A 15,321-nucleotide genomic window follows, 5' to 3' on the forward strand; every position below is an offset into this window, starting at 1 on the left:
CATCGTCAGATGGCTGGAGCCGCCGATGCCCTGCCCAGCGCTTCCCGACGGGTTCGACTTCACCGATCCCGACCTGCTGCAACACCATGTGCCACTGCCGGAGTTCGCCGAGTTGCGGGTAGCCGAACCGGTCCGCTGGATCCCTCAGTCGGGCAATGTCGCCGGCTTCCAGGACGAGGGGTACTGGGCGGTGACCCGCCACGCGGACGTGAAGTACGTTTCCACCCACCCCGAGATCTTCTCCTCCTACCTCAACACCGCGATCATCCGGTTCAACGAGCGCATCGAACGGGCTTCGATCGACGCCCAGCGGTTCATCCTGCTGAACATGGATCCGCCCGAGCACACGCGCGTGCGGCAGATCGTGCAGCGCGGGTTCACGCCCCGGGCCATCCGGGCGCTGGAGGAGCGGCTGCGCAACCGGGCCACGGCGATCGTCGACGGCGCCCTCGCGCAGGACGGTTCCTTCGACTTCGTCACTTCCATAGCGTCGGAGCTTCCCCTGCAGGCCATCGCCGAGCTGATCGGCGTGCCCCAGGAGGACCGTTCCAAGATCTTCGACTGGTCCAACAAGATGATCGCGTACGACGATCCCGAGTTCGCCGTCACCGCGGAGGTCGGGCAGCAGTCCGCCGCCGAGATCCTCGCGTACGCCATGAACATGGCCGCCGAGCGGAAGCAGTGCCCCGCTCACGACATCGTCTCGACGCTCGTGGCCGCCGAGGACGAGGGCAACCTCAACTCCGACGAGTTCGGGTTCTTCGTGCTGATGCTCGCCGTGGCCGGGAACGAGACGACCCGGAACGCCACGACGCACGGGATGCACGCCTTCCTCACCCACCCCGAGCAGTGGGAGCTGTACAAGCGGGAGAGGCCTGCCACCGCCGCCGAGGAGATCGTGCGGTGGGCCACGCCCGTCATCGCCTTCCAGCGGACCGCCACCCAGGACACCGAGCTCGGCGGGAAGCTGATCAGGAAGGGGGACCGGGTCGGGATCTTCTACGCCTCCGCCAACCGTGACCCCGAGGTGTTCGAGCGGCCCGACGAGTTCGACGTCACCCGGGATCCCAACCCGCACCTCGGCTTCGGCGGCGGTGGGCCGCACTTCTGCCTCGGCAAGTCACTCGCCGTGCTGGAGATCAACCTCATCTTCAACGCCATCGCCGATGCCCTGCCCGACCTGAGGCTCGTGGGGGATCCCCGTCGGTTGCGGTCCGCCTGGATCAACGGGGTGAAGGAGTTGAGAGTCAGCGCGGGGTGACGTACGGCCGGGAGCCGTCTCACTCCCGGCCGGACGCCGTCATCGCCAGTGCTCCCACGACCACCGCCCCCACCAGCAGCGGGACGGCGATGCCGTAGCGGAGCACCAGCCAGGCGCCGAGTGCCGCGCCGACGACCATGGCGATCACCGATGCCGTGCGCCGTGGGGAGTGGGGGCCCGCGCCGCCGGCCGCCCGGGAGTCGGAGGCCAGGCCGGTGAGGGTCATCGTCAGGACGGTGGTCGTGAGGTCGGCCACGCCGAGTTTGCGTACGGTGGCGTTGCGCAGGCCCATCGCGAAGGCGGTCAGGGCGATCACCGAGTAGATCGTGACGGGGGCGTCGTCCGGGGCGGCGAAGGCCACCGCGGCCGAGACGCCCACCAGAACCGCCTCTGCCGCGAGCGTCGTCCTTGTCCATCTGCGGCGTGAGCCGGCCCCGAGGCCGAGGGACACACGTCCGCCGACGACCGCGCCCACCAGGAAGCAGCCCAGCGAGGTGGCTGTGTGGGGGATCGAGAACCCGGGAGCGCCGGCCGCCGCGAAGCCCAGTACGACGACGTTGCCGGTCATGTTGGCCGTGAAGACGTGGCCGAGACCCAGATAGCTGACCGCGTCGATCAGACCGCTCACCACGGTCAGGGTGAGGAGGACGGGAACCAGGGGGACGCCCCGCGCCTCGGCGTCCTTCGTGGGCTCGGTGGTCATCGGGTCAGTGGATCACGCGACGGTGAGAAACGTCGACGGTGAGAAACGTCGACGGTGAGAAGCGCCGAGGGTGAGAAGCGCCGAAGGCGGCGGCCCCGGGGATCGGGGGCCGCCGCCTTCGGCGGTACGGGGCGCGCTTGTGGAGCGCGGTGGCGTGGCTCAGTACCAGCCGTTGGCCTGCCAGAAGTTCCAGGCGCCGACCGGGCTGCCGTAGCGGGAGTTCATGTAGTCCAGACCCCATTTGATCTGGGTCTTGGCGTTGCTCTTCCAGTCGGAACCGGCCGAGGCCATCTTGGAGCCGGGCAGGGCCTGGACGAGGCCGTAGGCGCCGGAGGAGGCGTTGGTGGCCTTCATGTTCCAGCCGCTCTCGTGCTTCACGATGTTGGAGAAGGCCTTGTACTGCGCCGCGTTCGGGATCATCTTGTGCGCGATCGCCTGGGCCTGGGAGGCGGAGGAGGTCGCCGCGTGGGCGGGGGCTGCGGACAGCGCCATGCCTGCGGTGGCGGCGGCCACGGCGATGCCGGTGAGGGCCTTCTTCGGGGAAGCGATGCGACGGATGACGGAGACGGACACGAGGAACCTTTTCCTTCGGGGACGATTGCGGTCGCTTGCATGCCGGAGTCACGCGGTGCGTGGCCGCACCGTGTGGTTGCGGTGGGTGGCTGCATGCCGTGGTGCCGAGGCCCGTGGGCTCGTCGGCACCCTGCGACGTCATCCAGAGAAACAGGATCGAGCGCCGTCCGCAAAGACCCCTTTTGCTAGTTGTGGTCGTATTTGGCGAGTCGGCGCCCCGTGTGAGCTGGCTCTCAATGCCCAGGTCAGAGGCCGTTATGGCATGGGCATGGCGTCCGTTTTGCCCGACTAGGTCAGATAGTAGGTGATGTGGGTCATGTGGGGTGGTTCACCGATCAACGGCCCTTCGGAGCCTGCTGCGGGCCCTCGAATGTGACCGCGGTCTCGAAGGCCGCGCGCCGGGTGGCTCTGCGTAGCGCCTTGAGCACCGCCGGGCCGAGGGTGAGGGTCAGCAGGACCGTGACCACCGCCCTGCCCAGGTCCCAGCCCAGCGAGGTCGCCACGCAGTACGCGGCGAAGCGGGCCAGGTTCGCGGGCACCGTCCCGTCCGGGTCGAAGGCGACCCCCGAGGCCAGCGCGCCCATGAAGGGCCACCCGGCCATGTTCATCGCCGTGCCGTAGGCGAAGGCCGCCACGAAGCCGTAGGCGGCGAGCACGGCCAGTTCGGTACGGCCACGGAGCCGGTCGGCGCCGGGCAGCAGGCCCGCGCCCATCGTGAACCAGCCCATCGCCAGCATCTGGAACGGCATCCACGGACCCACCCCGCCCGTGAGCAGCGCGGACGCGAACATCGTGACCGAGCCGAGGACGAAGCCGAAGCCAGGGCCGAGGACCCGGCCGCTCAACACCATCAGGAAGAACATCGGCTCGATGCCCGCCGTGCCCGCGCCGATCGGACGCAGGGCCGCGCCCGTCGCCGCCAGCACGCCCAGCATCGCCACCGCCTTCGCGCCGAGCCCCGACTCCGAGATCGTCGCCGTCACGACCGCGACCAGCAGCACCAGCAGGCCCGCGAAGAGCCAGGGGGCGTCCTGGGCGTGCGCGTTCAGGGCGGAGGCCGGCGGGGCCAGGAAGGGCCAGCCGAACGCGATCACGCCGACCGTGCTGACCAGCGCCAACGCGGCGAGGGAACGGGGGCCCAGGTGAACCGGGCGCCGCCGGGGCATCGTCATCGCAGCGCCTCCCGCAACGCCTCGCGCACCTGCGCGACCGTGAGCCACTCCTGCGGGGCCAGGATCTTCGTCACCTGCGGGGCGAAGGACGGGGAGGAGACCACGACCTCCGCCGTCGGGCCGTCGGCGATCACCTCGCCCTCGGCGAGCAGCACCACCCGGTGGGCCAGTTCCGCGGCCAGTTCCACATCGTGGGTGGCCAGGACGATCGCGTGCCCGGCCGCGGCCAGCCCGCGCAGGACGGCGACCAGACGTGCCTTCGCCGCGTAGTCCAGGCCCCGGGTCGGCTCGTCCAGGAGGAGGAGCGGTGGGCGGGCGGTGAGGACGACCGCCAGCGCGAGGGTCAGCCGCTGGCCCTCGGAGAGGTCGCGGGGGTGGATGTCGTCCGTGATGCCGGGGAGGAGGTCCGAGACCAGGGCGCGGCAGGTGCCGGCGGCGGCTCCCGCGTCCCGGTCGGCGGCCGCGCACTCGGCGGCGACCGTGTCGGCGTACAGCAGGTCGCGCGGTTCCTGCGGGACCAGACCGACGCGGCGGACCAGGTCCCCGGGCGGGGTGCGATGCGGCACCAGACCGCTCACGCGGACCGTTCCCGCCGACGGCTCGACGAGCCCTACGAAGGTGTTGAGGAGCGTCGACTTCCCGGCGCCGTTGCGGCCCATGAGGGCGATGGTCTCGCCGGGCCCGACGGTGAGGTCCACATCGCGCAGTGCCTGGACGCGGGCCCGGCGGACGGAGAGGGAGCGGGCCTCGGCGGGGGAGGGCGGGGTCGCGCCGGTCGCGGGTGCGGACGGGCGTCGGTGCCTGCGCCGGCCGGCGAAGCGCTGTCGGGGCGGCTCGGGAGCCGGTGGAAGGAGGCGATCCGAGTGGTCCGGCGCCGGCCCGGCGGGATGGTGCCGGGCGCCCGGCACGGGCAGGGACGCCGGGGCTGCCTCGCGGGTGGCCGGGGCGTCGGGCGCGGCCGCGTCCCGCGGTCGGGCGTCCTGTCCGGGCAGGGGTGCGACGGGCGCCGGAAGCCCGGGGCCGCCCGCTCTCCCCGCGACCCGTGCGGCCAGCTGTTCCCGCAGGTCACCGGCGCGGCGGCGGGCGTCGCGCACGGTCAGCGGCAGGGGCGACCAGCCCGCCAGCCGGCCCAGGTCCACCACCGGTGGGAAGACCGGGGAGACGGTCATGACGTCCGCCGGGGTGCCCAGCAGCGGGGCCGCTCCCGGGGAGGGCAGCAGCGCGATCCGGTCGGCGTACTGCAGGACCCGTTCCAGGCGGTGTTCCGCCAGCAGCACCGTCGTGCCGAGGTCGTGGACGAGACGCAGGAGGACGGCGAGGACCTCCTCGGCGGCCGCCGGGTCGAGCGCGGAGGTCGGCTCGTCCAGGACGAGGACACGCGGGTGCGGGGTGAGGACCGAGCCGATCGCCACCCGCTGCTGCTGGCCGCCGGACAGGGTGGCGATGGGGCGGTCGCGGAGGGCGGCCAGGCCGAGCAGGTCGAGGGTCTCCTCGACGCGGCGCCGCATCACCTCCGGCGGCAGGCCCAACGACTCCATGCCGTAGGCGAGTTCCTCCTCGACCGTGTCCGTCACGAAGTGCGAGAGCGGATCCTGCCCCACCGTGCCCACCACGTCGGCCAGTTCACGCGGCTTGTGGGTGCGGGTGTCGCGGCCGGCCACCGTGACGCGGCCGCGCAGGGTGCCGCCGGTGAAGTGCGGAACGAGGCCGGACACCGTGCCCAGAAGCGTCGACTTGCCGACGCCGGACGGGCCCGCGAGCAGCACGAGTTCGCCCTCCGGGATGGTCAAGTCGACGCCCCGGATGGTGGGTTCGGCGGCGCCGTCGTACGTCACGGAGACGTTCTCGAAGCGGATCACGACGGCTCCTCGGGAGAGGCGGGGCTTTCGGGGACGAGGAAGGCGGGCAGCAGGCCGAGGAGTACGGCCGCCGCCGGCCAGAGCGGGAGGGCCGGGGCGGTCAGTGGGACCACACCGGGGTGCAGGGCCGCCGGGTCGGCGGAGGCGGCGACGGTGAGGAGGGCCGCGACCGCGATGCCGGAGGCGGCGACCAGACAGGCCCGCGGGCTCCAGCGGTCCGGGCGGTAGCGGGTGCGCGGAGAGCGGCGGCCGCCCAGCCGCAGACCGGCGAGGGCCGCGACGACCCCGGCGAACAGCACCGGGATGCCGTACGTCCCGCCCGCCGCGGTGAGCAGACCGTACGTTCCCGCACAGACGCCCAGCAGACCGCCGAGCGTGAGGGCGGCGGTCGTCCGGCGGACCGGCGCGGGGACGGCGGCGGTACGGCCGTAGCCGCGGGCGTCCATCGCGGCGGCGAGGGCGACGGAGCGTTCCAGGGCGCCCTCCAGGACCGGCAGGCCCACCTGGAGGAGACCGCGCAGGCCGGTGTCGGGGCGGCCCCGGAGGCGGCGGGCGGCGCGCAGACGGTGGACGTCCGCGATCAGGTTCGGGGCGAAGGTGAGGGCCACGACCACCGCCACGCCGGTCTCGTACAGGGCGCCCGGGAGCGTCTTGAGGAGGCGGGACGGGCTGGCCAGGGCGTTGGCGGCGCCCACGCAGACCAGCAGGGTGGCCAGTTTCAGGCCGTCGTAGAAGGCGAAGAGCAGGCCCTCGGCCGTGACCGCGCCGCCGAGCCGGATGCCCTGCGCCCAGTGGGGCAGCGGGACTTCGGGGAGTGTGACGAGCACGTGCGTGCCGGGGATCGGGGAACCCAGGGCCACGACGAAGAGGAGGCGCACGAGGAGGACGGCGAGGGCGAGCTTGAGGAACGCGGAGTAGGAGCGGGACCAGGGGGTGTCGGGGCGGCACGTGGTGACGACGTAGGCGGAGACGGTGAGGAAGAGCCCGAGGAGGAGCGGGTTGGTGGTACGGGTGGCGGCGGTGCCGAGGCCGAGGGCCCACAGCCACCAGGCGGCGGGGTGGAGCGGGTCGCGCCGGGTTCGGGGGCGGCCGTCAGCCATCCCTGCGGGATCCTCGCCGTCGGGCCTGCCGGACCGCCGCCGCGCCCAGCACCGCCACGGCGCCCGCGCCGGCGTACAGGCCCACGGACGGCCCGCCGTCCTTCTCCGGCTGCTCGGCGGACGTCGGCTTCCGAGTGCCCGACGCCGGCCCGGACGCGGGCTCGGACGCCTGTCCGGAGACCTGCTCACCGCAGCCCCTCGCCGGGTATCCCGCGATCGCGCACAACAGGGCGTTCGCGTCGTAGCGCAGGGGTTTGGCGACCGCGGCCAGGGCCTCGGCCGTCGTCGCGTCGGGGGAGACCCGGGCGCAGGCCGTGCGCGGCGTGGGCGACGGCGGGGCTTCGCCGCCCGGGGCGTCCGCCGCCGTGCCGAAGTCGATGACCAGGGCCACCCGCTTGGTGCCGTCCCGCGCGGGCGTCTTCGCGCAGATCGCGGCGAAGGAGGCCGCGCCGCGCGGCCGCGCCGCGTCCTGGGAGTCCGCGCTCACCGCGAACCGGAAGCCCTGGACGTCGCCGTCGACCGGGCGGGCGGTCGAGGGGCCCTGGGTGGCGTACGTCCAGCCGTCGCCGGTGCGGTCCCAGAAGGACCAGTACCGGTACCCGGCGGCCTGGGCCGACTGGACCGCGCCGGTCAGCGACAGCAGCAGCGCTGCGAGGACGAGGGCGGCGCACCGGCGCGTCACGGCTGCCGCTTCCTGCCACGGCCGCTGATCAGGAAGCCGATGCCGATACCGGCGACGAGGAAGACGCCGACGATCCACCAGACGCCGTAACCGGAATCCGAGTCCTCCTTCTTGTCGGCCTCGGCGGCCTGATCGGTGGCCTTCGTCGTGGCCTGCGGGGCCGGTCCCGTCGCGTTGAGCTGCGCGACGAGGTCGGCGCCGCCGAAATGGCGGGGGTCGGCGCCCATGGCGTGCGCGGCGAAGACGAGTTGGGCGTAGGCGGCGGGGCCGCTCTGCTTCGCCCAGCCCGCGGAGTTCTGCTCGAGCCAGCCGAGGGGCTTCTTCGCCTGCTCGATCGCACCCTGCGCCGCGAGGGCGACGACGGCGTCGGCGGTGTTGCCGTAGTCGGGCTGGTCCTCGGCGCCGGGGAGGGCGGAGTCCAGATGGCCGTCCTCGCCGATGGCGTCGGCGAGGTAGACCGCGCCGTTGCGGGCGAGTTCGTCCGGGGTGAGCGGGGAGGCGGAGCCGGCACAGGTGAAGACCTCCTCCCGTACCTTGCCCGCCGTCGTCACGAACCCCTTGCCGAGGACGCCGAGCACCCCCGCCGCCGTCGCGTCCGCGTTGGCCGCGAGGCCGCCCTTCTTGTCCGGCTGGTACGCGAACGCGCCGTCGCCCGCCCGGTCGCAGGCGATGGAGAGCTTGACGAGCGCGTCGTACGACGACTTGCCGCCCTTCTTCACCTCCGAGGGCCTTTCCCCGGCCGCCGCCATCGCCCCCGCCACCACGGACGTCGAGTTGGCGTCGCTGGCACCGCCGGGCGTGTATCCCCAGCCGCCGTCGGCGTTCTGAACGGACTTCAGCCAGCCGACCGCCTTCCGCGTCGCGGCCTCGTGGCCGCCCAGCGCGGCCAGCGCCTGGACGGCCGCGGCCGTGCTGTTGGTGTCCACCATCAGTTTGGCGTCGCACGCCTTGGCGGTGTCCGCGCGGAAGGCTGCGAAGGCGCCGGTCGCGCACTGCTGCCCGGTCAGCCAGGCCACGGCCCGGTCTGCGGGGGTGACGTCCGTGGCGTGCTGCGCGAGCAGGGCCAGCGACTGGCGCCAGACGCCGTCGTACGTCGGGTCGGCGGTGCCGTACAGCCCGTCGGGTATCGCCACCGACGGGGTGGGGGACGGGGTGGCCGCGACGGCGGGGACGGCGGCACCCAGCACGACGGTGGCGGCGGCCAGGGTCGCGGCGCTGCGGCGGATGTTCATGATCGGCGGGTGCCTCTCCCGGTCGGTGAGGTCACGCGGCCGGGCAGCACGGGACATCCCGGCGGCTCGGCTCCGTATACCTCGACGGTGCCATGCGACGGCGGGCCTGCCGACGCACGTGAGCCGGTCACGGTCCCGTACCGGGCGATCCGGCTCTCACGGTTGCGGGTCAGCGCCGGAATTGCACCGGCTTCCCCCTGTACGGGCGTGATGACGACGCGGCCACTCTACCGGCAGGTAGCCGGGCGTCCGAGGGGCGGCTGTGAAAGCGCCCCGGACAGGGCGTGAGCCCCCGATATGTTGTGACCATGACCCATATGGGGAGGGCGCCGGGCGGGCTGCCGGGCGGGCTGCGGGGCGGGCTGCCGGGCCGACTGCTCGGCTCGGGGCGCACGGCCGACGTGTACGAGATCGACGAGGCGTGGGTGCTGCGCCGCGACCGGGAGGGCTGGGACGACTCGGCCGCCCTCGGGGCGGTGATGGCGCACGTACGCGAACACGGCTACCCCGCGCCCGCCGTACGGCCCTCCGGCTCACGCACCGACCTGGTGATGGAGCGGCTGGACGGGCCGACGATGCTCCACGCGTTCGCGGCGGGCACGCTGGACGCCGAGGAGGCGGGGGCCGTCCTCGCCCGGCTGCTGCGCGAGCTGCACGCCGTTCCGGGACGGGTCTCGGCCGGCGCCCGGATCCTGCACCTCGACCTCCACCCGGACAACGTGATCCTCACGCCCGACGGCCCCCGGGTCATCGACTGGGCCGACGCGGAGGAGGGCGACCCCGGGCTCGACTGGGGCATGTCCGCGGTGATCCTCGCCCAGGTGGCCGTCTCTCCCCAGCAAATCGCCGCTCCGGCCCGGGCGATGCTGACCGCGCTGCTCGCCGACCCCCGCGACCTCACCGAGGAGGGCCTGGCGGAGGCCCTGCGGAGGCGGGCGGCCAACCCGACGATGAGCCGCGAGGAGACGGAACTCCTCGTGCCGGCCGCTGAGTTGATCAGGCGGGCGGCGGCGGACTGCTGACCAGGGCTGCGACTAGGCCGCCCGCCAGACCGTCATGTCCGCGGTCAGGAAGGCGATGTCCGGCAGCGCGGTCGACTTCACCTGGACCACGAGCAGCGCGATGTCCCCGGAGGGGTGCTTGACGCATATCTCGCTGCCGGCCGCAGCCGCGGCGAGGGGAAGCCGGTGGCTCTTGGCGCCGGTGAGGACGATGCGGCACGAGTCGAGAGAGCCACCGGGATCGCCGAACAGCATGTTGAACACGCTGGTGTCGCTCTCCAGCGCGCAGCCGGTCTGCTCGCAGGTGAAGCGGATGTCACCCTTGCTGTCCTCGCGCCGGACCGGCTCCTTGACGTCCAGTGAGGTCTTCGCGTCCAGCCACTGGAGGGGATACGCGGTGGCTTGCGGTGTCTCGGGCACGGCCGAGGAGGGTCCCGCACCCCCCGATGTCCGGTCACCGGCAACCGAGTCCGGCGCGGCTGTCGACGAGGACGCCGACGAGGACGCCGGCGACCGTGCGGACCCGGACGGGCCGGGCGTCGAGGACGCCCCGGCCGTGTCCCGGTGGCGGAGCCGGTCCGCCGCCTCCATGACCGTCCACGTAAGGCCGGTCAGCACCAGCACGCCCGCGGTCACGGCGGCGGCCGTGACCAACGCGGTGCGCCGACGGCGGGCCGGCCGCTCGTCCGGCCGCGTGAGCTGCGACTGCACCGGCGCGATCAAGGGCATCGCGGGGTGAGGCATCCCCTTCGAGGCCATCGCGTTCGAGGCCATAGTGTTCGTGGGCACAGCGTGCTGGAGCGTCTCGTGCTGTGGCGTCTCGTGCGAGGGCTGCGGGATCGAGGGCAGCGTGTGCACCGGGGTGGGATCGGGCACCGGAGACGGAACCGTCACCTCGGGCCCGGTGACCTCCCGCCAGACGGCCGGCCCGGCGCCGTTGTCCGCGTCTCCGTCCAGACGTCGCCTGCACCACTCGACGATCTCCGCCGGGGTGACCCGCTCCGCCGGATCGGCGGCCAGGCAGCGGGCGATCAGCGGACGGAGCGGTTCGGGCAGCAGGGACAGGTCGGGTTCCGAGTGCACGATCCGGTACAGGACGCTGACCGAAGGGCCGTCCCCGTACAGCGGCTCGCCCAGGGCCGCGAACGCCGCCGTCTGGCCGAGCGCGAACACGTCGGTCGCCGCGGTGACCTCACTCGCGGTCGCCTGCTCGGGAGCCATGTACTGCGGTGTGCCGACGGCGAGACCGGTGGCGGTGTTCGAGGTGATGTCGGAGGCCAGCGAGATGCCGAAGTCGATCACGCGCGGACCGTCGGCGGCCAGCAGCACGTTCGACGGCTTCAGGTCCCGGTGCACGATTCCCGCACCGTGGATGGCCTGGAGCGCCTCCGCCACCCCCGCCATCAGCCACAGCACCGCGGGCACCGGCAGCGGCCCGCGCCGGGCGACGGCCTCCGCCAGCGAGGGCCCGGGCACGTACAGCGTGGCCAGCCACGGGGGTACGCCGTCCGCGTCGGCGTCGATCAGTTCGGCGGTGTACGCGCCGCGGACCCGCCGGGCGGCTTTGATCTCCCGGCGGAACCGCCGCCGGAAGGCGGGGTCGTCGGCCAGCTCCGGACGTACCACCTTGATCGCCAGCGGCCGGCCACCCTGCGTGTGCGACAGGTAGACCCGTCCCATGCCGCCCGCCCCGAGCCGCGCGGCGAGACGGTAACCGGCCACCAGGGGCGGATCGTCCGCCTGGAGTGGCTGGAACACCTCAGTCGCGTGATTCATCGGCCCTCATCCCCCTAATGACCCCGGCCCCTGATGACCCTGGCCCCCCGGCCCCCGGCCCCCGGTCCCCGTGGTCCGACGATCCAACGATCCGATCAAGTCAGCAGCCTACGCGGGGTGTCGGCCCGCCGAAGGGGAGGAACAGCACCCGGGCCTCCAGCAGCCACACCCCGTCGACCTGGCGGAACGCGTCCTGATAGTGCCCGACCTGGACGGGTGGTCCGGCGGGGACGACGCCGCCCTCGTAGCCGTCGACCCGGTACGTCGAGAAGTACGAGGCGGCCAGCGCGGTGTCCGGTGCGGTCACGGTGACCAGGATGTTCGACATGAGGCGGCGCGAAAGGCGGTTGGCGGGGCGCGAACCGAAGTACTCCCGCAGCGCCGACCGCCCCTTGACCAGCCGCCCGCCCTCCGGCCACTCCCAGGTGCCGTCCTCGCTGAACAGCTCGGCCACCGAGCCGGGTTCGCCGAGATCCAGCCGGTGGACGAAGTCGACGACGAGGCGCTCGCAGGCGCGTTCGGCGAGCAGCCGCTGCAGGGGGTCCATGAGGGCGTTGGTATCAAGGAGCCCTCGTCCGCCGCGAGCGATTTACACCGCCACGTACGTCACCGGCTCGCTGCCGGTCACCGCCTCCGCCCGGCCCTGCTTCACCAGTCGCCGTAGATGGGCCTCGGCCTCCGAGACCGCGATGTTCCTTGAGCCGAGGGCGATCTGCTCCCACGGCCGGTTCCACTCCATGCGTTCCGCGAGTTGCCAGGGGGTGAGCGGGGCGGCGATGAGGGCGAGGAGGCCGGTGAGACGGTCCTCGTGGTGGGTGAGCAACTCCCGCACCCGGGACGGCGCGTCGGTGAAGGCGTGCTGGTGGGCCGGGAGGATCTCGGCGGGGGCGAGCCTGCCGACGCGTTCGAGGGAGTCGAGGTAGTCGCCGAGCGGGTCGGTGACGGTGGCGTCGTCGGGATCCTCGTACAGGCCGATGTGCGGGGTGATCTCCGGCAGCAGGTGGTCTCCTGAGAACAGGCGTCCGTGGCCCGGGAGTTGCGAGGGATGCTCCTCCTCCAGGTGAAGGCAGACGTGGCCGGGAGTGTGTCCCGGGGTCCAGATCGCGCGCAGGCGGCGGCCCGGGAGGTCGAGGAACTCGCCGGGGACGATCTCGCGGTCGGGGCGGGCGGGCGCAAGGCCGGGGAGGGGGCGCCGGTGGACGGGGGGCCTGCGGAGCGGTGCGATGTGCTCCTCCGGGGCGCCGGCCGCCGTGAGCTTGGCCGCCATGTAAGTGAACCAGCGTTCGGGGCGCGTCTCACGGGTCCGCCGCACGATCGAGGCGTCCGCCGCGTGCATCGCCACCCACGCCCCGGAGGCCTCCCGCACCTGGCCGGACAGACCGTGGTGGTCGGGGTGGTGGTGGGTGATCACGACTCCGTGCAGTTCCGTGACCGACGTGCCGCACGCGGCCAGCCCGGCGGTCAGGGCTTCCCAGGACTCCGGGTCGTCCCAGCCGGTGTCGATCAGGACCGGCCCGCTGTCGGTGTCGACGACGTACACCAGGGTGTGGCCCAGCGGGTTGTCCGGGATGGGCACCCGCAGGGAGCGCACACCGCCGCCGTGGTCGTACGTGGTGGGTTCGGTCGGACTGCTCTTCATCTGCCCTCCGTCACGCGGCCATTGCCCACTATAACTAGAACTGGTTCCAATGGGTGCCCAAGTCGACTGATGCGCTGGGGAGTTCGGCTGACCTGCGCCGATGTGCGCGCCACCTGTCGCCGCCTGTCGACGTTGGTCACTGCCGGACGGCCCGGAGACGGCCCAGCGCTCGCTCGGCTGCTGGTGGGTCCCCTCGAAGGCACCCGCGTGCCCTCAGCCGACGACACCAGCCACGACGCCGGGCCGGCCAACCGACCAGGCGCACCTATGCGTCGCCGCACTCCCACCGGCCTCAGACACGCTGCCTCTTGTGCGAGCGTCATCTACCTCGAAGATCTCGCCACCCTGGAAGCCCGCGGCCACCGGCGGGGCAACGCCCGCCTGTCCGGGCAGGTGCGCGGCACTCTCGCCGAGGCGATGCGGCACCTGGGAGCGAAGGCCGGGATCGCGGTGCTCACCGTCCCGGCCCGGGGCACTTCCAGACTGTGTCCCGGCTGTCTGGGCGCGCTCACCCACCACCCCGCCCCCGACCGGCTGCACGAGCGGGGCTGGAAATGGGCCCATTGCAGCGGGTGCGGGCTGTCCATGGACCGTGATCACGCCGCTGCCCGCCGCATCCTCTCCCGCGGCCTGCTCGCCCAGACCCACACCACCACCGACCGCGCCACCCACACCCGGACCATCCGCACCACCATCGAGGGCACCGTGGCCCTGGCCCGGCGTCCGAAGAAGACCACCCGCCGCCTGCGCCGCGAACGCCACGCGCAGACGGCCCCGCCCCGCCCGGCCGGCCCGAAGACCACCAAAGGCAAAGGGCACCCCACCTCTGCCAGGCCCATCGGCCCCCGGCGTACCGCCGCAGGCCCCGGCCCTGGCCCCACGACTTCCCGCCGTATGCCCGATGTGCGTACGGTCCCCGCCACCACCCCTACCCCGGGGGCAGTCCAGCGTCCGGCGGGGCATGACACCACGACACCAGCCCCCGTATCCGGGCCGGTGCCAGGTCATGGAGTACCTGCCCCCCACCGGATCGAGGAAGACCTTCCCCGATCCGGCCGGGTGCGGCTCTCACGCAGAACCTGTCGACGACGCACCCACGCCGCCGAGCGGACCGGCTTCCACCACCTGCACGCCACCGACGTCCACTCCCTCACCCCGAGGTTCGGACCACCGGACAGCGACCGCACACGGCCACGCCGCGCCCGAAAAGCCTGGAAACCACAGGCACACACAGAGTTCTAGAGACGCTTGTTGTCACTTCGCGTCGGAGCCTGGCTGTGCCAGGGGCACGGTTCCGGCAACGCCGGTGCAGGCCAGTCACCTCGTACCGCACGATGTGTCGGGAGCTGATGGCAGACCGGACGCTGTCCCCGAAATCCAGCACGGTGTCCCGGCGTGCACCGCCGTCGGTCACAGGGTGGTGGCGGCGCGGACCAGCCCCGCGACCGCCGTTGAGCGGCTGTGTGGGGGCCAGGCGATGACCGTGGTGACGTGGGGTGCGTCGGGGACCGGTACGGCGGTGAGGTCCTCGCGCAGGCCGGTGCGGCCCGACTCCGGCACGACCGCGCAGGCGCGGCCGAGGGCGATGAGCTGGGTGAGTTGCGTGTGGTCGCGCACCTGCGGTCCGGGGCCGTCCGGGAAGGTGCCGTCAGGGCGAGGCCAGCGGGGCAGGGGCAGATCGGGAAGGTCGGTGACCTCGGCGAGCCGCACGTGGGGGCGGGCGCTGAGAGAGTGGCCCGCCGGGAGGATCGCGACCTGACCCTCGGAGTGCAGGACCTCGGTGTCGAAGCCGGCCGTGTCGTCGAATGGCCGATGCAGCAGGGCTACGTCGGCCCGGCCGTCGTGCAGCAACCGTGTCTGCTCGCCCGGCCCGCACAGCACGACGTCCACGGCGACGGCGCCGGGCTCGGCGGCGTAGGCGTCGAGGAGTTTCGCCAGCAGTTCACCGGAGGCGCCCGCCTTCGCGGCCAGGACCACGGCGGGGCGGCCGGTCGCCGCGAGGGCGGCCCGGCGGGTGCGCCGTTCGGCGGCCTCGACGGCGTCCAGCGCCGCCCGCGCCTCCCGCAGCAGCACCGCCCCTGCCCCGGTCAGGGCGACACCCCGGCTGCGGCGCTCCAGCAGGAGGGTGCCCAGGCGCCGTTCGAGCCCGCCGATCGCCCGCGACAGCGGGGGTTGGGCGATCCCGAGCCGCTGCGCGGCCCGGCCGAAGTGCAGCTCTTCGGCGACCGCGACGAAGTACCGCAGCTCACGTGTCTCCACCCCGCCAGCCTAACCGGGACGGCCAGGAGCGATACCCGGGCGGTATCGCCGTCCACCGAGTCGG

14 protein-coding genes and 1 riboswitch are annotated in these 15,321 nt (G+C 73.2%); of the genes, 3 read left to right on the plus strand and 11 right to left on the minus strand.

What is annotated here, in order from left to right; all coding sequences use genetic code 11:
• Positions 1-25: 25 nt before the first annotated feature.
• A complete protein-coding gene (locus ACIPFH_RS04025) occupies positions 26-1,261 on the plus strand; it encodes a cytochrome P450 (RefSeq protein WP_401822827.1) in 1,236 nt (411 codons plus the stop codon).
• A 19-nt stretch (positions 1,262-1,280) separates the two neighbouring features.
• Here ACIPFH_RS04025 and ACIPFH_RS04030 read toward each other — a convergent pair whose 3' ends face one another.
• From ACIPFH_RS04030 to ACIPFH_RS04060, 7 genes are all read right to left on the minus strand, one after another.
• The gene (locus ACIPFH_RS04030; protein ID WP_401822829.1) at positions 1,281-1,964 is read right to left on the minus strand and encodes a YoaK family protein; all 684 of its coding nucleotides are present in this window, start codon (positions 1,962-1,964) and stop codon (positions 1,281-1,283) included.
• Positions 1,965-2,123: 159 nt separating this feature from the next.
• Complete coding sequence (locus ACIPFH_RS04035; protein WP_401822831.1) at positions 2,124-2,537, minus strand: transglycosylase SLT domain-containing protein; 414 nt, start codon at positions 2,535-2,537, stop codon at positions 2,124-2,126.
• 335 nt (positions 2,538-2,872) lie between these two features.
• Positions 2,873-3,709 (minus strand): ECF transporter S component, encoded by an 837-nt coding sequence (locus ACIPFH_RS04040; RefSeq protein WP_401822834.1) that lies wholly within the window; start codon positions 3,707-3,709, stop codon positions 2,873-2,875.
• Positions 3,706-5,568, minus strand: coding sequence for an ABC transporter ATP-binding protein (locus tag ACIPFH_RS04045; RefSeq protein WP_401822836.1), 1,863 nt, complete (start codon positions 5,566-5,568; stop codon positions 3,706-3,708). The genes ACIPFH_RS04040 and ACIPFH_RS04045 overlap by 4 nt, the downstream gene beginning before the upstream one ends.
• Positions 5,565-6,668 carry an energy-coupling factor transporter transmembrane component T gene (locus ACIPFH_RS04050; RefSeq protein WP_401822838.1) on the minus strand — a complete coding sequence of 368 codons (1,104 nt, stop codon included), beginning with the start codon at positions 6,666-6,668 and terminating at the stop codon, positions 5,565-5,567. The genes ACIPFH_RS04045 and ACIPFH_RS04050 overlap by 4 nt, the downstream gene beginning before the upstream one ends.
• A complete protein-coding gene (locus ACIPFH_RS04055) occupies positions 6,661-7,350 on the minus strand; it encodes an SCO2322 family protein (protein ID WP_401822839.1) in 690 nt (229 codons plus the stop codon). Before ACIPFH_RS04055 ends, ACIPFH_RS04050 begins: the two co-directional genes overlap by 8 nt.
• Positions 7,347-8,582, minus strand: coding sequence for a prenyltransferase/squalene oxidase repeat-containing protein (locus ACIPFH_RS04060; RefSeq protein WP_401823744.1), 1,236 nt, complete (start codon positions 8,580-8,582; stop codon positions 7,347-7,349). Before ACIPFH_RS04060 ends, ACIPFH_RS04055 begins: the two co-directional genes overlap by 4 nt.
• Before the next feature lie 81 nt (positions 8,583-8,663).
• Positions 8,664-8,824: riboswitch (cobalamin riboswitch) on the minus strand.
• Positions 8,825-8,899: 75 nt separating this feature from the next.
• Here ACIPFH_RS04060 and ACIPFH_RS04065 point away from each other — a divergent pair.
• The gene (locus ACIPFH_RS04065; RefSeq protein WP_401823747.1) at positions 8,900-9,604 is read left to right on the plus strand and encodes a phosphotransferase; all 705 of its coding nucleotides are present in this window, start codon (positions 8,900-8,902) and stop codon (positions 9,602-9,604) included.
• Between the two features lie 12 nt (positions 9,605-9,616).
• On the opposite strand, the gene ACIPFH_RS04070 is transcribed toward ACIPFH_RS04065, so the two are convergent.
• From ACIPFH_RS04070 to ACIPFH_RS04080, 3 genes are all read right to left on the minus strand, one after another.
• The gene (locus tag ACIPFH_RS04070; RefSeq protein ID WP_401822842.1) at positions 9,617-11,359 is read right to left on the minus strand and encodes a serine/threonine-protein kinase; all 1,743 of its coding nucleotides are present in this window, start codon (positions 11,357-11,359) and stop codon (positions 9,617-9,619) included.
• Positions 11,360-11,459: 100 nt separating this feature from the next.
• Positions 11,460-11,906 carry a nuclear transport factor 2 family protein gene (locus tag ACIPFH_RS04075; RefSeq protein ID WP_401822843.1) on the minus strand — a complete coding sequence of 149 codons (447 nt, stop codon included), beginning with the start codon at positions 11,904-11,906 and terminating at the stop codon, positions 11,460-11,462.
• 42 nt (positions 11,907-11,948) lie between these two features.
• Positions 11,949-12,998 carry an MBL fold metallo-hydrolase gene (locus ACIPFH_RS04080; protein WP_401822846.1) on the minus strand — a complete coding sequence of 350 codons (1,050 nt, stop codon included), beginning with the start codon at positions 12,996-12,998 and terminating at the stop codon, positions 11,949-11,951.
• A gap of 267 nt (positions 12,999-13,265) precedes the next feature.
• Here ACIPFH_RS04080 and ACIPFH_RS04085 point away from each other — a divergent pair, with 267 nt between their 5' ends.
• Positions 13,266-14,240 (plus strand): zinc ribbon domain-containing protein, encoded by a 975-nt coding sequence (locus tag ACIPFH_RS04085; RefSeq protein WP_401822847.1) that lies wholly within the window; start codon positions 13,266-13,268, stop codon positions 14,238-14,240.
• Between the two features lie 168 nt (positions 14,241-14,408).
• On the opposite strand, the gene ACIPFH_RS04090 is transcribed toward ACIPFH_RS04085, so the two are convergent.
• Positions 14,409-15,257: a LysR family transcriptional regulator gene (locus tag ACIPFH_RS04090; protein ID WP_401822849.1), complete on the minus strand. Its 849-nt coding sequence runs from the start codon at positions 15,255-15,257 to the stop codon at positions 14,409-14,411.
• Between the last annotated feature and the right edge of the window lie 64 nt (positions 15,258-15,321).

Origin of the sequence: Streptomyces sp. NPDC088157, assembly GCF_044741545.1 — a bacterium.
Taxonomy (GTDB): domain Bacteria; phylum Actinomycetota; class Actinomycetes; order Streptomycetales; family Streptomycetaceae; genus Streptomyces.